Origin of the sequence: Aquabacterium lacunae (assembly GCF_004310865.1) — a bacterium.
Lineage (GTDB): Bacteria > Pseudomonadota > Gammaproteobacteria > Burkholderiales > Burkholderiaceae_C > Aquabacterium > Aquabacterium lacunae.
Genome location: NZ_SIXI01000002.1, coordinates 111,189 through 131,545, shown reverse-complemented (window position 1 = coordinate 131,545; position 20,357 = coordinate 111,189). Strand labels below are relative to the sequence as shown.

The 20,357-nt window shown below is 66.1% G+C and carries 18 protein-coding genes and 2 riboswitches; of the genes, 8 read left to right on the top strand and 10 right to left on the bottom strand.

Annotated elements, in window-relative coordinates; all coding sequences use genetic code 11:
- Positions 1–32: 32 nt before the first annotated feature.
- From EYS42_RS04355 to ppsR, 3 genes are all read left to right on the top strand, one after another.
- Complete coding sequence (locus EYS42_RS04355) at positions 33–548, top strand: MarR family winged helix-turn-helix transcriptional regulator (RefSeq protein WP_130966654.1); 516 nt, start codon at positions 33–35, stop codon at positions 546–548.
- Positions 549–691: 143 nt separating this feature from the next.
- Positions 692–1,117 (top strand): organic hydroperoxide resistance protein, encoded by a 426-nt coding sequence (locus EYS42_RS04350; RefSeq protein ID WP_130966653.1) that lies wholly within the window; start codon positions 692–694, stop codon positions 1,115–1,117.
- 132 nt (positions 1,118–1,249) lie between these two features.
- Positions 1,250–2,068 carry a posphoenolpyruvate synthetase regulatory kinase/phosphorylase PpsR gene (ppsR, locus tag EYS42_RS04345; protein WP_130966652.1) on the top strand — a complete coding sequence of 273 codons (819 nt, stop codon included), beginning with the start codon at positions 1,250–1,252 and terminating at the stop codon, positions 2,066–2,068.
- 9 nt (positions 2,069–2,077) lie between these two features.
- Here the strand turns inward: ppsR and EYS42_RS04340 are convergent, their stop codons facing one another.
- The 8 genes from EYS42_RS04340 to EYS42_RS04305 form a co-directional block, all read right to left on the bottom strand.
- Entirely contained in the window at positions 2,078–2,716 is a 639-nt protein-coding gene (locus tag EYS42_RS04340; RefSeq protein ID WP_165456629.1) for a hypothetical protein, read from the bottom strand.
- The gene (gene gcvP / locus EYS42_RS04335; protein ID WP_130966650.1) at positions 2,689–5,610 is read right to left on the bottom strand and encodes an aminomethyl-transferring glycine dehydrogenase; all 2,922 of its coding nucleotides are present in this window, start codon (positions 5,608–5,610) and stop codon (positions 2,689–2,691) included. Before gcvP ends, EYS42_RS04340 begins: the two co-directional genes overlap by 28 nt.
- Positions 5,611–5,724: 114 nt before the next feature.
- Positions 5,725–6,096: a glycine cleavage system protein GcvH gene (gene gcvH / locus EYS42_RS04330; protein ID WP_130966649.1), complete on the bottom strand. Its 372-nt coding sequence runs from the start codon at positions 6,094–6,096 to the stop codon at positions 5,725–5,727.
- Positions 6,097–6,294: 198 nt separating this feature from the next.
- Positions 6,295–7,419 carry a glycine cleavage system aminomethyltransferase GcvT gene (gene gcvT / locus EYS42_RS04325; RefSeq protein ID WP_130966648.1) on the bottom strand — a complete coding sequence of 375 codons (1,125 nt, stop codon included), beginning with the start codon at positions 7,417–7,419 and terminating at the stop codon, positions 6,295–6,297.
- A 90-nt stretch (positions 7,420–7,509) separates the two neighbouring features.
- Positions 7,510–7,647, bottom strand: a riboswitch (glycine riboswitch).
- Positions 7,648–7,664: 17 nt separating this feature from the next.
- A riboswitch (glycine riboswitch) is annotated at positions 7,665–7,775 on the bottom strand.
- A gap of 164 nt (positions 7,776–7,939) precedes the next feature.
- A complete protein-coding gene (locus EYS42_RS04320) occupies positions 7,940–9,445 on the bottom strand; it encodes a tripartite tricarboxylate transporter permease (protein ID WP_130966647.1) in 1,506 nt (501 codons plus the stop codon).
- 22 nt (positions 9,446–9,467) lie between these two features.
- The gene (locus EYS42_RS04315) at positions 9,468–9,929 is read right to left on the bottom strand and encodes a tripartite tricarboxylate transporter TctB family protein (RefSeq protein ID WP_130966646.1); all 462 of its coding nucleotides are present in this window, start codon (positions 9,927–9,929) and stop codon (positions 9,468–9,470) included.
- A 14-nt stretch (positions 9,930–9,943) separates the two neighbouring features.
- The gene (locus EYS42_RS04310) at positions 9,944–10,936 is read right to left on the bottom strand and encodes a tripartite tricarboxylate transporter substrate-binding protein (RefSeq protein WP_130966645.1); all 993 of its coding nucleotides are present in this window, start codon (positions 10,934–10,936) and stop codon (positions 9,944–9,946) included.
- 19 nt (positions 10,937–10,955) lie between these two features.
- The gene (locus EYS42_RS04305; RefSeq protein ID WP_130966644.1) at positions 10,956–11,990 is read right to left on the bottom strand and encodes a TRAP transporter substrate-binding protein; all 1,035 of its coding nucleotides are present in this window, start codon (positions 11,988–11,990) and stop codon (positions 10,956–10,958) included.
- Between the two features lie 96 nt (positions 11,991–12,086).
- Between EYS42_RS04305 and EYS42_RS04300 the strand changes: the two genes are divergently transcribed.
- The 3 genes from EYS42_RS04300 to ribA all read left to right on the top strand — a co-directional run bounded on the left by EYS42_RS04300 (position 12,087) and on the right by ribA (position 15,498).
- Positions 12,087–14,072 carry a sensor histidine kinase gene (locus EYS42_RS04300; protein ID WP_130966643.1) on the top strand — a complete coding sequence of 662 codons (1,986 nt, stop codon included), beginning with the start codon at positions 12,087–12,089 and terminating at the stop codon, positions 14,070–14,072.
- Between the two features lie 10 nt (positions 14,073–14,082).
- Complete coding sequence (locus EYS42_RS04295) at positions 14,083–14,700, top strand: response regulator transcription factor (RefSeq protein WP_130966642.1); 618 nt, start codon at positions 14,083–14,085, stop codon at positions 14,698–14,700.
- A gap of 135 nt (positions 14,701–14,835) precedes the next feature.
- Entirely contained in the window at positions 14,836–15,498 is a 663-nt protein-coding gene (gene ribA / locus EYS42_RS04290) for a GTP cyclohydrolase II (protein ID WP_425358863.1), read from the top strand.
- Between the two features lie 19 nt (positions 15,499–15,517).
- Here the strand turns inward: ribA and EYS42_RS04285 are convergent, their stop codons facing one another.
- Positions 15,518–16,459: a DUF808 domain-containing protein gene (locus EYS42_RS04285; protein ID WP_130966641.1), complete on the bottom strand. Its 942-nt coding sequence runs from the start codon at positions 16,457–16,459 to the stop codon at positions 15,518–15,520.
- A 106-nt stretch (positions 16,460–16,565) separates the two neighbouring features.
- Here EYS42_RS04285 and rimO point away from each other — a divergent pair, with 106 nt between their 5' ends.
- Together rimO and EYS42_RS04275 are read left to right on the top strand one after the other, a co-directional pair.
- A complete protein-coding gene (rimO, locus tag EYS42_RS04280; RefSeq protein ID WP_130966640.1) occupies positions 16,566–17,975 on the top strand; it encodes a 30S ribosomal protein S12 methylthiotransferase RimO in 1,410 nt (469 codons plus the stop codon).
- Positions 17,976–17,978: 3 nt separating this feature from the next.
- Positions 17,979–19,199 (top strand): PLP-dependent transferase, encoded by a 1,221-nt coding sequence (locus EYS42_RS04275; protein ID WP_130966639.1) that lies wholly within the window; start codon positions 17,979–17,981, stop codon positions 19,197–19,199.
- A gap of 29 nt (positions 19,200–19,228) precedes the next feature.
- Here the strand turns inward: EYS42_RS04275 and EYS42_RS04270 are convergent, their stop codons facing one another.
- Positions 19,229–20,311, bottom strand: a complete 1,083-nt coding sequence (locus tag EYS42_RS04270) for an AraC family transcriptional regulator (RefSeq protein ID WP_130966638.1) — start codon at positions 20,309–20,311, stop codon at positions 19,229–19,231.
- Positions 20,312–20,357 lie beyond the last annotated feature (46 nt).

Here is a 20,357-nt window from a genome sequence, read left to right as displayed (position 1 = left end):
GCAGGGCTGTTTGAAACGATTAGGATGGCCAGATGAAAAAAGGCGCCCCGAACGTCGCACCGGCTTCCCGCGATGTCGCGAAAGAAGACCTGGCCTTGCTGCTGGATCAGCAACTGTGCTTTGCGCTGTACAGCGCGTCGCTGCAGGTGACCAAGCAGTACAAGCCCCACCTCGATGCCTTGGGCCTGACCTACCCGCAGTACCTGGTGATGCTGGTGTTGTGGGAGCAGGATGGTCTGGCGGTCAGTGACCTGGGTGCTCGCCTCAGTCTGGATTCCGGCACGTTGACGCCGCTGCTGAAACGTCTGGAGGGCAAAGGCTGGTTGACGCGGACGCGCGACAGTGTGGACGAGCGCCGGGTGCGTGTGACGGTGACCCCCGAGGGATTGGCCCTCAAAGGCCAGGCCCGTGCCGTGCCCCAGGCCATGCGATGCCTGATGGGCGGCTCGGATGCCGAACTGGTGGCCTTGCGCACCACCTTGCATGCCTTGCGCCAGCGCATGGCTGACGCTGACGTGGCGCCCGACACCGCCAGGGGCCCTGCGTGATGCAATGCCCTTGCGGGTGAAATGGCTTCGTTGCAGCATGCGCATCGCGCGTCAGTTTCTTGTAGAGTTGCGTTAAATTCAATTGCGCGCAATTGAATCGCCGCAGTACCCCCCGTCTCACCCCACCCTCAGGAGCCATCGCCATGCAAGCCCTCGAAAAAGTCGTCTACACCGCCTACGCCACCGCCACTGGAGGCCGTGACGGCCGCGCCACCAGCAACGACAACAAGCTGGACGCTGCGCTGTCGGTGCCCAAGGAAATGGGCGGCAAAGGTGAAGGCACCAACCCCGAACAGCTGTTCGCTGCCGGTTACTCGGCTTGCTTCCTGGGCGCCATGGGCTTTGTGGCCGGCCAGCAGAAGAAGGCCCTGCCGGCTGGCACCAAGATCGACGGTGAAGTGGACATCGGCCCCATCCCCAATGCCTTTGGCATTGCCGTGCGCCTGAACATCACGCTGCCGGGCATGGACCGAGCGGCCGCCGAGGCCCTGGTGGCCGCCGCACACCAGGTGTGCCCCTACTCGAACGCCACCCGCGGCAACATCAGCGTGACGCTGACCGTGGTGTGATGCAGTTTGCACAGACCCTTGCACGGGTCTGAGCCACGTCTGAGCCACGTCTGAGCCACAATCGGGGCACTTCGCATCGGGCGTTGTGCCCCGATGCCTTTCTGGCCCCAGAGCTTGGCTCCACAGCGCACCATGTCCGATCGCAGCGTCTTTTTCATCTCCGATGGCACCGGCATCACCGCCGAAACCTTCGGCAACTCCATCCTGGCGCAGTTCGCCATCAAGCCGCGCCATGTGCGCCGCCCCTTCATCGACACGGTGGACAAGGCCCATCAGGTGGTGCGCGAGATCAACCACGTGGCCGAGCGCGAAGGCAAGCGCCCGATCGTGTTCATGACCCTGGTCAATGAAGAGGCGCTGGAGATCATCCGGGGCTGCCAGGGCAAGGTCTTCGACATGATCAAGACCTTCGTGGAGCCGCTGGAAACCGAGTTCAACATGAAGTCGAACCACCGGGTGGGGCGCTTTTCGGATGTGGCGGTCGATCGCGAGTACAACGACCGAATCGAGGCCATCAATTTTTCGATGGAACACGACGACGGGCAGTCGTCGCGCAACCTGGAGATGGCCGACGTGGTGCTGGTGGGCGTGAGCCGCAGTGGCAAGACGCCGACGTCGCTCTACCTCGCCATGCAACATGGGGTGAAGGCCGCCAACGTGCCGCTGATCCCGGAAGATTTCGACCGTGGTTTTTTGCCGCCCATGCTCAAGCCTTTCAAGAAGAAATGCTTTGGCCTGACCATCGAGCCGCATCGCCTGTCGGAGATCCGCAATGAACGCCGCCCAGGCAGCAAGTACGCCAGCCTGGAGAACTGCCGCTACGAGGTGCAGCAGGCCGAGGCCATGATGCGCCGCGAGGGCATTGCATGGCTGTCCTCGACCCACAAGTCGATCGAAGAGATCGCCACCACCATCTTGCGTGACGTCAAGCCGGATCGGCTGATCTACTGATGGCCTGACCTATGGCGCGGCCGTGTCGATGCGGCGCACAAAGCGCCAGCCCAGCAGGCCTTGTTCAACCGTCACGTGCACCGGCATGCCGGGCTTGAGGGTGCCTGTGTCCTGAAGGGCTTGCAAGGCTGCCAGCTGATGCCGGCTGATCTGGCGATGAAGGGTGGGGGCCTCGGCTGACACCTGTGTCACGAGCAGGTGAGCCGTGCGGTGTTTGCCCAACGACCGCGTCTGAAGGGCCACGAAGGCCTCGGTGCGGCTGGCCTGCCGGCGGGCCTCGCTGGAGAGGGCGTGCGGCCATGGCAGGTCGGCGTTGGCCGCGTGCAGCAGGTCAGGCACGCTGGTGGCGCCCATGACCGGCAGCACGAACACGGCCACCACCGCTGCGATGGCGCGCTGGTTGGCGTCTTTCGCCCAGCGCCACGCGCCAAGCGCCACGCAGGCAGCCAGGAGCAGCACGCCCACCCACACGGGCCCCTGTCGTTCGCCGTCTAGCGGCACGGGGGGCTGCAGGGCAGAACCTGCGAGGGCCGATGCCAGCCCCAGCATCACCACCGCGGCGGTGAGGCTGTGACCCGCCCAGTGCGGCCTGCCTGCTGAGGCGCCCGCAGGCGCCTGCTTCACTGGTAGTCGGCGACGGGCACGCACGAGCAGAACAGGTTGCGGTCACCGTAGACGTTGTCCACGCGGCCCACGGGCGACCAGTACTTCTGCAGGCGCAGCGAGGCCACCGGGTAGGCAGCCTGCTCTCGGCTGTAGGCGTGAGCCCAGTCGCCGGCCATCAGGCTGGCGGCGGTGTGCGGCGCGTTCTTGAGCGGGTTGTCTTCGCGCGGCAGGCGGCCTTCTTCCACGGCGCGGATCTCGTCGCGGATGGCGATCATGGCGTCGCAGAAGCGGTCGAGCTCGGCCTTCGACTCGCTTTCGGTGGGCTCGACCATGAGCGTGCCGGCCACGGGGAAGCTCAGCGTGGGCGCGTGGAAGCCGTAGTCGATCAGGCGCTTGGCCACGTCTTCGGCGCTGATGCCGCTGCTGTCCTTCAGGGGGCGCAGGTCGAGGATGCACTCGTGGGCCACGCCGCCACCCTTGACGCCGGCATGGCCGCCGCTGAAGTGGATGTCGTAGTGGTCGGCCAGTCGGGCCGCCACATAGTTGGCGTTCAGGATGGCCACCTCGGTCGCGGCCTTCAGGCCGTCGGCGCCCATCATGCGCACGTACATCCAGCTGATGGGCAGCACGGCGGCGTTGCCCAGCGGGGCGGCGCTGACGGCACCCACTTGCGCTTCGGTGCCGATGCCGGCCGAGCGGTGCGCGGGCAGGAAGGGCTTGAGGTCATCGACCACGCACACGGGGCCCACGCCGGGGCCGCCACCGCCGTGGGGGATGCAGAAGGTCTTGTGCAGGTTCAGGTGGCTGACGTCACCGCCGAACTGGCCCGGTGCAGCCAGGCCGACCAGGGCGTTCATGTTGGCGCCGTCCACGTACACACGGCCGCCGTGCTGGTGCACCAGGGCGCACAGCTCGGTCACGCGGGCTTCGAACACGCCATAGGTGGACGGGTAGGTGATCATCACGCAGGCCAGGTTGGCGCTGTGCTGTTCACACTTGGCCTTCAGGTCGTCGAGGTCGACGTTGCCATTGGCGTCGCACTTGGTGACCACCACGCTCATGCCCACCATCTGGGCCGAGGCCGGGTTGGTGCCGTGGGCGCTTTCAGGGATCAGGCAGATGTGGCGGTGGCCTTCGCCACGCGATTCGTGCCAGGCCTTGATGACCAGCAAGCCGGCGTATTCGCCTTGCGAGCCGGCGTTGGGCTGCAGGCTGATGCCGGCATAGCCGGTGGCCTGGGTCAGCCAGCTGCACAGCTGCTCGTTCAGCAGGTCGTAGCCCTTGAGCTGCTCACGCGGGGCAAAGGGGTGGATGTGCGCAAACTCCGGCCAGGTGATGGGGATCATCTCGCTGGTGGCGTTGAGCTTCATGGTGCACGAGCCCAGCGGGATCATGCTGCGGTCCAGGGCCAGGTCCTTGTCGGCCAGGCCACGCAGGTAGCGCAGCATGGCGGTTTCCGAATGGTGGCTGTGGAAGACCGGGTGGGTCATGAAGGCGCTGGTGCGGCGCAGGGCGGCGGGCAGACCCAGCTGGGCCTCGGCCACACAGGCGTCGAAATCGGGCAGCGCGGCGCCGTTGGCGAACACGGCCCACAGGTCGGTGATGTCCTGGCGGGTGGTGGTTTCGTCGAGCGAAATCGTCACGCTGTCGGGGCTGGCGGCGCGCAGGTTCATGCCGGCGTTCACGGCGCGGGCCATCAGGGCATCGCGGCCGGCGGTGTCACCGGTGAGCACCTGCAAGGTGTCGAACCAGGTGGTGTGCACGATCTGCTGGCCCAGGCGCTTGAGGCCAGCGGCCAGCACAGCGGCGTAGGTGGCCACGCGCAGGGCGATGCGCTGCAGGCCTTCGGGGCCGTGGTAGACCGCGTACATGCTGGCCACCACAGCCGGCAGCACCTGCGCCGTGCAGATGTTGGAGGTGGCTTTTTCGCGGCGGATGTGCTGCTCGCGGGTCTGCAGGGCCAGGCGGTAGGCGGTGTGGCCGTGGCTGTCCACGCTCACGCCCACGAGGCGTCCGGGCATGGAGCGCTTGAACTCGTCCTTGGTGGCCAGGTAGGCGGCGTGCGGGCCGCCGTTGCCCATGGGCATGCCGAAGCGCTGGGTGGTGCCGCAGGCGATGTCGGCGCCCAGCTCGCCCGGGGGCGTCAGCAGGGTCAGGGCCAGCAGGTCGGCCGAGGCAATGGCCAGGGCGCCCTTGGCGTGCAGGGCATCGATCAGGGGCTTGAGGTCACGCACCTGGCCATTCACGCCCGGGAACTGCATCAGGGCGGCGAAGCAGTCGTTGGTTTCCAGGTGCTGGGCCAGCTGTGCGGCGTGCACCACATCCACGGTGATGCCCAGGGGCTTGGCGCGGGTCTGGATCACTTCCAGGGTCTGCGGGAACACGTCATGGCACACCACGAAGCGCGTGCTCTTGCTCTTGCCGCCTCGGGCCGCCAGGGTCATGGCTTCGGCCGCAGCGGTGGCTTCATCCAGCATGGAGGCGTTGGCAATGGCCATGCCCGTCAGGTCGGTGACCATGGTCTGGAAGTTCACCAGGGCTTCCATGCGGCCTTGCGAGATTTCAGCCTGGTAGGGCGTGTAGGCCGTGTACCACGCGGGGTTCTCCAGTATGTTGCGCAGGATGACGCCGGGCGTGTGCGTGCCGTAATAGCCCTGGCCGATGAAGTTGCGCTTGAGCTGGTTCTGTTGGGCAATGGCCTTGAGTTCGGCCAGGGCCTGGGCTTCGGTCAGCGGTGCGGGCAGGTCCATGGCGGCCGGGCGGCGGATGCTTTCCGGCACGATGGTGTCCATCAGGGCCTGGCGCGAGGCGGCGCCGACCACGCTGAGCATGGCGTTTTGATCAGCCGCCACAGGGCCGATGTGGCGGGCGTGGAATTCGGTGGCGTTTTCAAGCGCGGCAAGTTGTGCCAGCGCGGTCTGGGCGGTGTTCGACATGGTGTTCAGCCTTCAGGTTCGGTGCGGTGCAGGCGGTGTTCCGGGCCGCCTGGCCGTGTCGCGTGAGACACGCGTGAGGTGCTGCCGGCCAGGCCTGGCAGCACCTGGCGCGGGTCAGCTGTTTTTCAGCAGTTCGTCGTAGGCCGTGGCGTCCATCAGGCCGGCCAGGTCGGCGGCATTGGCCAGCTTGACCTTGAAGAACCAGCCGGCGCCCATGGGGTCGCTGTTGGCCAGCGAGGGGTCGTCGCGCAGGGCTTCGTTGACTTCGGTGATTTCGCCGGTCAGGGGCATGTACACGTCGGCGGCCGCCTTCACGGACTCGACCACGCCGGCCACGTCCTTGGCGTTCAGCGTGGCGCCCACGGCGGGCAGGTCCACGTACACGACGTCACCCAGGGCGTCCTGGGCGTGCTGGGTGATGCCCACCACGGCGATGTCGCCGTCGACCTGGAGCCATTCGTGGTCGGGGGTGTACTTGAGGGTCATGGTGAAGTCCTTTGAAAACTGGTTTTCGGATTCGGTGTGGCTGGAACGGCCTGAAGGTCAACACGCACGCCAAGGCGCGGCAGATGTTGTGAACGGGCGAGATTGTCTCAGCGTTCGATGGGGTTTTTCAGGCCCGTGGCACACCCGAACATGCGGTGCAGGTGCGCGTTGCAGCCGCGTTCGGTCAGCCGCGGTCAATCAACCGCGGTGGTAACGGTTGGGCACGAAGGGCAGGGCGGTCACGGTCATGGGCACCTGCTTGTCGCGCACCACGGCGAACAGCGCGGTGCCCACGGCGGCCAGGTCAGTGCGCACGCAGGCCAGTGCGATCGGTTGGCCCAGGCTGGGGCTGGGCGAGCCGCTGGTGACCACGCCCACTTCGGTGCCGTTGGCGTCGACCACCTTGGCGCCTTCGCGCACTGGAGTGCGTTCAGTGCCGACCAGGCCCACACGCTTGCGGGCTGCGCCCTGGGCCAGCTGGGTGTCGATCACGCTGGCGCCCGGGTAGCCGCCCGCTCGCTCGCCACCGGCACGGCGCACCTTCTGGATGGCCCAGGTCAGGGCGCCTTCCACCGGGGTGGTGGTGGTGTCGATGTCATGGCCATACAGGCACAGGCCGGCTTCCAGGCGCAGGGTGTCGCGTGCGCCCAGGCCGATGGGCTTGACTTCGGGCTGGGCCAGCAGGGCGCGGGCCAGTTGCACGGCGCGGTCGGCCGGCACGGAAATCTCGAAACCGTCTTCGCCGGTGTAGCCCGAGCGGGTCACGAAGCAGTCGATGCCGTCGAGGGTGAAATGGCCACCGGTCATGAAGACCAGCTTGTGCACGTCGGCGTTCAGTCGGGCCAGAGCGGTCACGGCCTGAGGGCCTTGCAGGGCCAGCAGCGCCTGCTCGGGCAGGGGCACCACCTCGCACAGATGGCCGATGCGGCTTTGCAGGTGAGCGATGTCCTGCACCTTGCAGGCGGCGTTGACCACCAGGAACAGGTCGTTCTCGCGGCGGGTGACCATCAGGTCGTCGAGGATGCCGCCTTGCTCATGGGTGAACAGGGCATAGCGTTGCTTGAACGGGGCCAGGCCCACGATGTCGACGGGCACCAGGGTTTCCAGGGCAGCAGCGGCTCCGTCGCCCTTGAGCAGGACCTGGCCCATGTGCGACACGTCGAACAGCCCGACAGACGCGCGGGTGTGCTTGTGCTCGGTCAGGATGCCGGTGGCGTACTGCACGGGCATGTCGTAGCCACCGAAGGGCACCATCTTGGCGCCCAGTTCGATGTGCAATGCGTGCAGCGGGGTGGTCAGCAGGGGGGTGTCAGGTGCGGACATGGCGGTTTTCCCGGCGGGCCAGGGCCTGCCAGTGAGGGCTGAGTGTTCCGCCCAGCAGGCGCACGGCTGGCCGTGATCCCGTCGGGTGGTGCTGCCCTCGCTGTCCGCTTTACCTGAGAGATTGACCCATCGCGACCGGTTGATGGCCGCGTTTCGGGCTTGCCCCTTCGGTGGGCCAACACGCCCCGGCAATGCCCGGGCCATCGGCCTCTCTCCAGTGAGGATCATGCAGGGGTTTCACGCCTGCATGTCTGCCAGTCCTTTTGCCTGAGCGTTCGGGCGATGCGGTCTGGCATGGCCCTGCGCCTTCGGCGACAGCCCCTGTTCGGGATGCTGTTCTCTCCTGGCAGACCCACATTGTAGTAGAGCCAGGCGCGCAAAAGAAAAAAAGCCGCGAGGGACCCTCACCCCTCGCGGCCTTTCCAACATCGGCACCCTTTGACACTGGCCACAGTGCCTCGGGGGTGGAGAACGCCGATTCTTTGGCCCTGGTGGGCGATTCGTTCGTGCTGAAGGTCGATCAGTCTTCTTCAGCGAAGGCTTCTTCGCGCTTGTTGCGGATGGCCGGCAGCAGCACCACGATCAGGGCAGCGGCGGCCAGGATCAGCATGGTCAGGCTGATGGGGCGCTCGATGAACACCATCGGGTCACCGCGCGACAGCAGCAGGGCACGGCGCAGGTACTCTTCCATCATCGAGCCCAGCACATAGGCCATCAGCATCGGGGCGGGTTCGCACTCCAGCTTCGAGAAGATGTAGCCGGCCACGCCGAACAGAGCCATCAGGTAGACGTCGAAGGTGGCGTTGTTGACGCTGAACACGCCGATGGCGCAGAAGGCCAGGATGATCGGGTACAGCACGCGGTAGGGGATCGAAATCATCTTCACCCACAGCCCGATCATGGGCAGGTTCAGGATGACCAGGAACACGTTGCCCACCCACATCGACACGATCATTCCCCAGAACAGTGCAGGCTGCTCGGTCATGACCGCGGGGCCAGGCTGGATGCCCTGGATGATCATGGCGCCGATCATCAGGGCCATCACCGGGTTGGACGGGATGCCCAGCGTCAGCATGGGGATGAACGAGGTCTGTGCGCCGGCGTTGTTGGCCGATTCAGGGGCGGCCACGCCTTCGATGGCACCCTTGCCGAACTCCGCACCGTTCTTGGAAATCTTCTTTTCCAGCGAATAGGCAGAGAACGATGCCAGCATGGCGCCACCACCTGGCAGGATGCCCAGCAGCGAGCCGAGGGCCGTGCCACGCACGATGGGACCGGTCATGCGCTTGAAGTCATCGCGGGTGGGCATCAGGCCCGTCACCTTGGTCAGCAGCACGCTGCGGGTGTGCTCGTTTTCCAGCTCGCGGATGATCTCGCCCAGGCCGAACATGCCCATGGCGATCACCACGAAGCTGATGCCGTCGGCCATTTCGGGCAGGTCGAAGGTGTAGCGCTGGGTGCCCGAGTTCACGTCGGTGCCGACCGTGCTGACCAGCAGGCCCATCAGGATCATGCCGATGGCCTTGAGGAGCGAGCCGTGCGCCAGCACCACCGAGGCCACCAGCCCCAGCACCATCAGCGAGAAATATTCGGCGGGGCCGAACTTCAGCGCGATGTCGGCCAGGGGCGGCGCAAACAGGGCAATGATCACGGTGGCGATGGTGCCCGCCACGAACGAGCCGATGGCGGCCGTGGCCAGTGCGGCACCGGCGCGGCCTTTGCGGGCCATCTGGTAGCCGTCCAGCGCCGTGACCACCGATGACGATTCACCCGGCAGGTTCACCAGGATGGCGGTGGTCGAGCCCCCGTACTGGGCGCCGTAATAGATGCCCGCCAGCATGATGAGCGACGCGGTGGCATCCAGGCCGAAGGTGATGGGCAGCAGCATCGCGATGGTCGCGATGGGGCCCAGGCCCGGCAGCACGCCGATGGCGGTGCCCAGGAACACGCCGAACAGGCAGTACAGCAGGTTGTGCAGGCTCAGGGCGGTCTGCACGCCCAGGCCGATGTCTCCGAGGAGGTCCATGTTGTTGTTCTCCGAAAGGTGCTCAGCCGCCCAGCCAGGGGCCGAGCACGGGGATGGGCAGGCCCAGACCCTTGAGGAAGACCAGGTAGCAGAAGGCGGTCAGCAGCACGATCGTCAGCGCCGTGGTGCGCTTGGAGAACTGGCTGCTGGCCAGCGAGCTGATCAGGATGGAAGTGGCCAACGCGGCCAGCAGGCCCGCGTTGCGCAGCAGCACCCCGAAGACCAGCGTGGACACCACGACCAGGATCAGTGGCTTGAAGGCCAGCTTCTCGAGGGGGGCGCCTGCCAGCACCAGCGAGCGGGCCACACAGGCGGCACCCACCAGGCAGAGCAGGGCGCCCAGAACCAGGGGGAAGTACCCCGGGCCCATGCGGATGGCTTGCCCCACCTCATAGTCCTGTCCCAGGAAGATGGCGCCACCGCCGAAGCCCAGGAACATCAGGCCGGACAGGAAGTCCTTGGGGTTGCGGATGAAGTTGGACATGCCAGACACCCCGATCAGTCGGCGTAGACGCCCGCAGCCTTGATGATGCGGGTCCACTTGACGATTTCAGCGCGCAGGAACTGGTCCAGTGCGGCAGGGGTGGCGCGGGCCGGGGCCACCGGCTCGGTGCCCAGGTCGGCCAGCTTTTGCTTGACCATGGGGTCCTTCACCGCGTGCTGCAGGGCAGCCTGCAGCTTGTCGGCCACCGGCTTGGGCAGGTTCTTCGGACCGTACAGGGCGTGCCACACGGCGATCTCGAAGCCAGGCAGGCCAGCGGCAGAGGCCGTGGGCAGGTTCGGCAACGAGGCCACAGGCGCCTTGGTGGTCACGGCGTAAGCCTTGATCTTGCCGGCCTTGATCTGGCCCGTGGTGTTGGTGGTCTGGTCGCACATGAAGTCCACCTGGCCGCCCAGCAGGTCGTTCATGGCGGGGCCGGTGCCCTTGTAAGGCACGGTGGTCAGGTCGGCCTTGATGGCCGACATCAGCAGCATGCCGCACAGGTGCGAGGCCGAGCCCACGCCAGCGTTGGCGTACGTGATCTTGTCCTTGTTGGCCTGCACGTAGCTGACCAGCTCTTTCAGGTCCTTGGCCGGGAAGTCCTTGCGGGCCACCAGGGTCATGGGCACATCGGCCACCAGGCCGATGGGGGTGAAATCGTCGGCCGCGTTGTAGCTCAGCTTGCGGTACAGGGCCGGCGCGGTGGACTGCCCGATGTGGTGCAGGAAGATGGTGTAGCCGTTGGCTTCACTGCGGGCCACGCGGGCCGCACCCAGCGTGCCACCGGCGCCACCGACGTTTTCCACGATCACCTGCTGCTTGAGGAAGCCGGTCATCGACTGCGCGAAGATGCGCGCCACCGTGTCGGTGGGGCCGCCCGCCGCAAAGGGCACGATCATGGTGATCGGCTTTTCCGGGTATGCCTGTGCCCAGGCGCTCTGGCCCATCAGGCCAGTCAGGGTCACGGCGGTGGCCAACAGTGCAAAGCGTCGTTGCTGGTTCGATGACATGGTGTCTCCTAGTCGGGGGTCAATGGGGGCGAGGGGCGTGAAAACCGGTTGCCTGGTAGATGTCCTGGATCGTCTCGTCGCCGATGCGTCCGGCCATTTCTTTGTGTACGGTCAGCAGCGCCGCCTTGAGCTGGGCCCTTTCAGCGGCCGACGGCTGGTGAATCTGTGTCTTGCCGGACGCGCGAATCGCGACCAGCGCGGCCTGGTTGTCCTTGCTGGCGCTCTCGTTGGCCACTTGCGTGGCTTCGGCCATGGCCTGGGTCAGCGCCGCGCGGATGTCCTTGGGCAGCCCGTCCCAGAATCGCTTGTTCACCACCACGGCATAACCGAGATAACCGTGGTAAGTCAGGCTCACATGCTTTTGCACTTCGTGCATGCGCTGTGTGTACAGGTTCGATGGGGGGTTCTCGGTGCCATCGACGCTGCCGTTTTGCAATGCGGCATACGTTTCCGAGAACGCCAGCACCTGAGGCGTGGCCTTGAGCGCACGCATCTGGGCGCCCAGCACCTTTGACGACTGGATGCGCATGCGCAGGCCCTGGTAGTCGGCCACGGTCTTGAGTGGGCGGTTGGCCGACATCACCTTGAAACCGTTGTTCCAGTAGGCCAGGCCCGTGATGCCGCGTGTTTCCAGCTTGCCGAGCAAGGCCTGGCCGACCGGGCCATTCGTGACCTTCTGCAGCTCTTGCGGGTTGTCGAAAATGAACGGCAGGTCGAAGACCTCGAACTCTTTCACGCCCAGCGGCGCGAACTTCGACAGGGAGGGGGCCAGCATCTGCACGGCGCCCAGCTGCAGGGCTTCCATCTCTTCCTTGTCTCGGTAGAGCTGGCTGTTGGGGAACACTTCCACCCGCACCTTGCCGCCTGTCAGTTCGGCCGCTCGACGAGCAAAGTGGTCGGCCGCCTTGCCTTTGGGTGTGTCGGTGGCCACCACATGGCTGAACTTGATGACGATGGGCGGCTGTGCCTGCGCCTGGGCTGCCGTCAGCGGGCCGATACCGGCCGCCAGGAGCAACAGGCGGACAAAGGCTGATCTGGTGACGTTCAATGGCATGGGGATGGGCGCGGTGCGAGTGACGCCATTCTCATGAGCCTTGAACGCGGTACATATTGTGGACTCCCACATCGCGTGAAGGCCTAGACTGAAAGCATGAACAAGGTCCCACCCAGTGCGCCATTGCTGCCGCAGATGGCCCTGCCGCCCAAGCCCCGCACCGCCTTGCTGGGCATGCGCTGGCGCCACCTGGCCACCCTCTGGGCCTGGCCTTTCGTGCTCTCTCTGGTGTTCGTGCTGGGCGTGATGGCCTGGCTGGCCAAGGCCGATCTGGACGAGCGCGAGGCAAGGCAGGCCGAAACCATCTCTGACGTGCTGTCGCTGGAGGCCCAGATCAGCGGGTGGCTCGACGGCGAGGCCCGCCGCCTGCAGGTGCTGGCCGACCTGGTGGCTTCCGGTGCGGTATTGCCTGACACCTTCGACAATCAGGCCCTGGTGCTCGATGGCATGCGCAGGTTCTGGGTCAGTGTGACCTGGGTGGATGCCCGGGGACGCATTGCCGCCCAGGTGCCTGATGACCAGTTGCCGCCGCGCTCGGTGTACCGCGACACCGACACCGGCATGGCCGCGCATGTGTCGGTGGACATCGAAGGTGGCGGCAGCCTGGTGGCTCGGTACTCCACGGCCAACCTGCTGCGCCAGAGTGTGCCCTGGTGGTTGGCCAGCAAGTACGACATTCGCCTGCTCGACGCCCAGGAAGACGTGGTAGCAGCCACTGCGGATGGCGAGCGGCAGCCCGATCAGATCTGGTACCGCAAATCTTTGGGTGGCAGCATGCAGGGGGGCTGGCTGGAGCTGGCCACCCGTGAGCGCCTTGTGCCCTGGTGGCGCTCGGCACCGATGGCCCTGATGGCCGGCTTTGTGCCGCTGCTGGCCGTGGCCTCCTGGATGCTGCGCCAGCAGATGCAGGGCGTGGCCCGTGCCGAAGAGGCCTGGCGCACCGAAGCCGCCTGGCGTCAGGCCATGGAAGATTCCCTGGCCGTGGGCATCCGCGCCCGTGACCTCGATGGTCGTCTGATCTACGTGAACCGCACCATGGCCGACATGGTGGGCTACACCCCGGAAGAACTGGAGGGTGTCATGCCCCCCATGCCGTACTGGCCCAAGGACGAGATCGAGCTGGCCATGAAGCGCCACCAGCGCAACATGGCCGGTGCGGCGCCCCGTGACGGTTACGAGTCCCGCTGGCAGCACCGCGACGGCCGACCTGTCGAGGTGATGGTGTACGAGGCGCCGCTGGTCGATGCCAAGGGTCAGCAGATCGGCTGGATGGCCTCGGTGGTGAACATCACCGAGCGCAAGCGCATGGAAGAGCGCGAGCGCAAGCAGGCCGAGGCCATGGCCCACCACGCCCGCCTGACCATGCTAGGCGAGGTGGCCTCCACACTGGCCCATGAGCTGAACCAGCCCCTGTCGGCCATCACCAGCTACAACGCCGGCGTGCAGAACGCGCTGCAGCGACAAGGTTTTTCTGATGCGTTGGTGCTCAACGCCATCCAGCGCATGGGTGAGCAGGCTTCGCACGCCGGGCGCATCGTCAAGCGCATCCGCGAGTTCCTGACCCGGCGTGAACCGCAACGCGAACCTTGCAACATCAACGAGGTGGTCGAATCGGCCATGGGCCTTCTGTTGCGTGAGATCACGCGCCATGGCGTGGCCGTGTCCATGCAGCTCGACCGCCAACTGCCCCAGATCGAGGCCGACCCTGTGCTGATCGAGCAGGTGGCGGCCAACCTCATCCGCAACGCCTGCGACGCCATGGCCACGCAGAAAGGGCCCAGGCGACTGCAGGTGCAAACCCAGTTGGCCCAGGGCGGACAGTTCGTCAAGGTGGTGGTGACCGACAACGGGCCTGGTCTGCAGGGGCAGACCATCGAGGCCCTGTGCGCACCTTTTTACTCGACCAAGAGCGACGGCATGGGCATGGGCCTGGCCATCTGTCGATCGATCGTGGAATTGCACTATGGTGCACTTGATGCGCACGATGCACCGGGTGGCGGCGCCGTGATGTCGTTCTCGGTGCCATGTCGCCCACGGCTGGACCGCAGCGCCGACGACCATGCCCGCGCAGACCTTGCATGAAGGAGACCGCATGACCCCTCACAGTGCCGGTACCGTGTTCCTCGTGGATGACGAAGCCGTGGTGCGTGACGCCCTGGCGTTCTTGCTCGGCTCGCGCGGTCTGCTGGTGTACAGCTTCCCCTCGGCGCCCGCTTTGCTGGAGTACCTCGACACCGTACCGAAGCCTGTGCGTGGCGTGTTCCTGGTCGATGTGCGCATGGAGCCGATGTCAGGGCTGATCCTGCACGAAACCTTGCTGGAGCAAGGCGTTCGCAACCCTTTGTTGTTCCTCAGTGGTCATGGCGACATCCCCATGGTGGTCGAGGCGCTCAAAAAAGGCGCCTTCGATTTCCTGGAAAAGCCATACAGCGACAACACCCTGGTCGATCGGGTGGAGCAGGCCCTGGCCGTCGAGCAGGCCATGCGCACTGACGATGCCCGTCAGGCCGAGAAAGACGCGCGACTGGCCAGCCTGAGCGATCGTGAGCGCGAGGTGATGCACCGCGTGGCGGCTGGCAAGCTCAACAAGATCATTGCCGATGAATTGCACATCGCGGTGCGCACGGTAGAGGTTCACCGTGCGCGGGTGTTCTCGAAACTGGGGGTTCGTTCCGCAGCCGAGCTGGCCACCTGGCTGGCCCAGCCCTGAGCCCATCGGCAGGCCTCGGGGGACATCCGTGACAACCCGAGCATGGCGCAGGGGCTTTTGCTAGACTATCGGACTGGCTGACGGGTGAGCGCGTTCCTGCAACGCCTGCTGCCAGATCCCCAATAAGCCACGCTGATGAGTACCCCCGCTCCCGCCGAGTCCATGAACGATGCCCCGAATGCCGCCGAAGGTGTGCCATCGGGCAGCACCTGCGTGACGTTCATGTCCGAGGCCCGCATTCCCACGCCGTACGGCACCTTCTGCATGAAGGTGTACCGCGAAGAAGCCACCGGCCTCGAGCATGTGGCCATGGTGATGGGCGAGGTGGCGGGCACCGCGCTGGCCCGCGTGCACAGCGAGTGCATGACCGGGGATGTTTTTGCCTCCTTGCGCTGCGACTGCGGGCCACAGCTGCACTCGGCCCTGCAACAGATCGGTGAAGCTGGGCAGGGTGTGGTGCTGTACCTGCGCCAGGAAGGCCGTGGCATTGGCCTGATCAACAAACTCAAGGCCTACGCCCTGCAGGACGAAGGTCTGGACACGGTCGAGGCCAACGTGCGCCTGGGCTTTGCGCCCGACCTCCGCAATTTCGTAGTCGCGGCCCGCATGTTCGACCACCTGGGTGTGACGGGTGTGCGCCTGATCACCAACAACCCGCGCAAGATGGCCACGCTGGAGCAGCATGGCGTGAAAGTGGTCGAGCGCGTGCCGGCCCGCATCCAGCACCAGGCCGAAAACGAGCGTTACCTGGCCACCAAGGCCCTGAAGCTGGGCCACCAGATCGACTGGCTGGGCTGAGCCTGCACCCGCTGGGGTGTCAGTGGCTGCCCCGCAAGCGCTGCCACGCCGTCACCGCGCCCACCACCACGGCACCCACCACCATGCCCCCCACGGCTTCCACCAGGGTGGACGCCAACGGGGCGAGCCAGGGCCCCACCACAGTCAGGTGGCTCACGGCATGTTCGGCTGCATGCAGCACATCGTGGCTGCCCGGGATGCCATGCACCACGATGCCGCCGCCCACCATGAACATGGCCGCCATGCCCACCACCGACAGCAGCTTCATCAAGGGTGCAGCGGCCGATACCAGACCGACGCCGAGGCGCCGCAGCAGACCATCAGCCAGCGTGGTGCCAGGGCGCCGCGCAAAGTGCAGGCCCACATCGTCCATCTTCACGATGGCCGCCACAAAACCGTAAACCCCGACGGTCATCACCAGGGCCATGGCCACCAGCACGCTCACCTGCTGAGTGAATGGGCTGTTCTGCACCACCCCCAGCGTGATCGCGATGATCTCGGCCGACAGCACGAAGTCGGTGCGCACCGCGCCCTGGATCTTGTCCTTCTCGAAGGCCACCATGTCCACCTGCGGGTTCTTCACGGCCTCGGCAATCTCGCCCTTGTGGGCCGAGGCCTCTGCGGCGTGCAACCAGGGGTGCACCAGCTTTTCAAAGCCTTCAAAGCACAAAAAGGCGCCGCCCACCATCAGCAGGGGCGTGATCAGCCAGGGTGCCAGCGCGCTGATGGCCAGCGCTGCAGGCACCAGAATGGCCTTGTTCTTGAGCGAGCCCAGCGCCACGGCCCACACCACGGGCAGCTCACGCTCGGCCCGGATGCCCGCCACCTGCTCGGCGTTCAGCGCCAGGTCATCGCCCAGCACGCCGGCGGTTTTCTTGGCGGCCACTTTGGACATCACGGCGATGTCGTCCAGCACGGTGGCAATGTCGTCGATCAGGGCAAGCAGACTGCTGGCGGCCAAGGGGTCCTCCGAATGTGTGGTTTGGGTCTTGTGAATGGGCTCAGGAAAGGCCCGATGGCGCATTGTGGCACCCAGCCCGGGCGGATTTCCCGGACAATACCGCCCCATGACCGCAGAACAGACCTCTTCCTCCCCCGCAGCCGCTGGCGCCGCGCCCAAAATCGGCTTCGTCAGCCTGGGCTGCCCCAAGGCCCTGACCGACTCCGAACTGATCCTCACGCAGCTGCGTGCCGAGGGCTACGAAACCTCCAAGACCTTCAATGGCGCAGACCTGGTGATCGTCAACACCTGCGGCTTCATCGACGATGCGGTCAAGGAAAGCCTGGACACCATCGGCGAGGCCCTGGCTGAAAACGGCAAGGTGATCGTGACCGGCTGCCTGGGGGCCAAGGCCGCCGAAAGCGGTGACAACCTGGTGCGCGCGGTGCACCCCAAGGTGCTGGCCGTGACCGGCCCCCATGCCACGCAAGAGGTGATGGACGCCGTGCACCTGCACGTGCCCAAGCCCCACGACCCCTTCATCGACCTGGTGCCTGAAGCCCGCGGTGTGGCGGGCATCAAGCTCACGCCCAAGCACTACGCCTACCTGAAGATCAGCGAGGGTTGCAACCACCGCTGCAGCTTCTGCATCATCCCCAGCATGCGCGGCGACCTGGTCTCGCGTCCCATCGGTGATGTGCTGAGCGAAGCCAAGGCCCTGTTCGAGTCGGGTGTGAAGGAGTTGCTGGTCATCAGCCAGGACACCAGTGCCTACGGCGTGGACGTGAAGTACCGCACCGGTTTCTGGGACGGCAAGCCGGTCAAGACCCGCATGTTCGACCTGGTCGAGCGCCTGGGCCAGATGGCCCGCGAACACGACGCCTGGGTGCGCCTGCACTACGTGTACCCCTACCCGCATGTGGACGAGATCGTGCCGCTGATGGCCGAAGGCCTGATCCTGCCCTACCTGGACGTGCCTTTCCAGCACGCCCACCCCGATGTGCTCAAGCGCATGAAGCGCCCGGCCAATGGCGAGAAGAACCTCGAACGCCTGCTGAAGTGGCGCGAGATGTGCCCCGAGATCGTGGTGCGTTCCACCTTCATTGCCGGCTTCCCGGGCGAGACCCAGGCCGAGTTCGATTACCTGCTCGACTTCTTGCGTGAAGCAAAGATTGACCGCGCAGGGTGCTTCGCCTATTCGCCGATCGACGGTGCACCGGCCAACGAATTGCCAGGCGCCTTGCCCGACGAGGTGCGCGAAGCCCGCCGTGCCCAGTTCATGGCCGTGGCCGAAGAGGTGTCGATCGCCAAGCTGAACAGCCGCGTGGGCGCCACCATGCAGGTGCTTGTCGATTCTGCCCCGGCCATGGGCCGCAAGGGCGGGGTGGGGCGCACCTACGCCGACGCGCCCGAGATCGACGGCACCGTGCGCCTGCTGCCGCCGCAGAAAGCCTCCAAGACGCTCAAGGTGGGCGAGTTCACCAAGGCCCGCATCGTGTCGGTCGATGGCCACGACCTGATCGGCATGCCGATCTGACGCATGTCGCACGCCCCAGGCAAAGGCCCATCGGCCACCACGCTGATTCACCACCCTTATGAAGCCCCTGGTGGTTTCGATGCGGTGGTGCCCGGTGTGCACAAGGGCTCGACGGTGCTGTTCCGCAACGTGGCCGACCTGCACAGCCGGCAGTGGATGGACAAGAGCGGCTACACCTACGGCCTGCACGGCACGCCCACCAGTTTCACGCTGGAAGAGCGCCTGGCCACGCTGGAAGGGGGGCTGCAGTGCCTGCTGACCCCCTCGGGGCTGTCGGCCATCAGCCTGGTCGACATGGCCTTGCTGCAGTCTGGCGACGAGGTGCTGCTGCCCGACAACGCCTATGGCCCCGGCAAAGATTTCGCGCGGGTCGAACTGGCCCGCTGGGGCGTCACCACCCGCTGCTATGACAGCCAGGACGCGGCCTCGCTGGCGGCGCTGATCACCCCCGCCACGCGCCTGGTGTGGCTGGAGGCGGCCGGCTCGGTCACGCTGGAGTTTCCTGATCTGCTGGGCCTGTTGCGCGTGTGCCGTCAGCACCCGCAGTTGGTGGTGGCCCTGGACAACACCTGGGGTGCCGGGCTGGCCTTCAATGCCTTTGCGCTCGACCCGGGCGAGGGCCTGCCCCAGGGGGTGGATGTCAGCATCCACGCCCTGACCAAGTACCCCTCGGGTGGGGCTGACGTGCTGATGGGCTCGGTGACCACCCGATCACCCGAGCTGCACAAGCGCCTCAAGCTGTGCCACATGCGCCTGGGTCTGGGCGTGGGCATGGACGATGTGGCCGCGGTGCTGCGGGGCCTGCCCAGCATGCCCTTGCGCTACGCGGCGCAAGACCGCAGCGCCCGCGAGATCGCGCAGTGGGCCCTGGCGCAGCCCCAAGTGGCGCAGGTGCTGCACCCAGCGCTGGCCGGCTCGCCCGGACATTCGCATTGGGCCGGGCTGTGCACGCAGGCTGCCGGCCTGCTGTCGCTTCAGTTCGATCTGCGCTACAGCGCCGAGCAGGTGCATGCCTTCGTCGATGCCCTGCAGCTGTTTGGCATCGGTTACTCATGGGGCGGCCCCATGAGCCTGGCTGTGCCATACGACTTGCGCAGCATGCGCCAGCACCCCGCGCCTTCACTGCATGCGGGCACCCTGGTGCGTCTGTGCATCGGTCTGGAAGACACGGCCGACCTGATCGCCGACCTGCAACAAGCCCTCAACCACTGCCTGCCGGCCTGAGTGAACCGCGGGAGGGGCTCGGCGCGTGGTCAGTGTGAGGCCGGCTGCTGTGCCAGGTGCTGCTGCCTGAATTCGGTGGGCGCCAGGCCTGTCCAGCGGCGGAACGCCCGCGTGAAACTGTGGCGGTCGCTGAAGCCCAATTGTTCGCTGAGCGCCTCGATGCTGCAGGTGGATTGCTTGAGGGCCTGCACCGCCAGGTCGAAGCGGCAGCGGGCCTGGATGTCGGCAAACAGCTGGCCCTCGGTCTGCAGTCGGCGCTGAAGGGTTCGGGGGTGCAGCCCCATGCGATCGGCCAGTCGCTCGATGCCCTGGCCCAGCAATTGCGGTTGTTGCCGGAACATGGCGTCCAGCCTGGCGCTCAGGCCCTGGGGCGGTGTGGGCATCTGTTGCTCGATCAATTGCTGCGCCCGCACATGCAAGCCCGGCACAGCGCCCGGCAGGTGGCGGTCGAGCACCGCAGTCGGGAACACCAGTGCGTTGCGACCTGCCATGCTGCGCACGGGGAGCTTGAAGTGGGCTTCGCAATCACGGCGCTGAGGCCCCGGGTCGTGGGCCAGCTCCAGGTGCATGCCGGCCGAGCCAGCCCCCAGTGCCAGCCGCATGAACTTGTGGATGCCGGCCAGCAGGCCCTCGGCGAACCAGCCTTTGACATGCTCGCTGTCGGTCGGCAGGGCCACATCGATCACGATGGCCGACACGGCGGTGCCTTCTTCCCAGCGCAGTTTCATGGTGGGCATCATCTGCTCGGCCCAGTGCAGTGCAGGCAGGGCCTGACGCAGGGTGGGGCTGGTGGCCAGGAAGGTCTCGATGGCCGGCAGGTGGTCGAACGCGAAGGCGTCGCCCAGCACCAGCGGGAAGTGGTGCTGGGGTGCCGCTTCCACCACACATTGCTGCATCAGTTGCACCATGCCCTGGCGCGTGATGGTGGCCGGGCGTTCAGGGCTGAGGTCGGCCTGTGCCGCCGCCATCAGCGGGTGCACATTGAATCGGCATTTCAGGGCGGCACGGATCCAGGTGTTGGGCGAAGCCAGCGGGATCCTGTGGCCTGGCAAGGGCGTGTCCATGGCCGGCAAGGCCAATGGCAAGGGAAGGGGCAGTGCGGCGTCCAGCATGTGCTGGACTGTAGGAAAGGCCGTGTCTGCCGCCTAGATTCGTGTG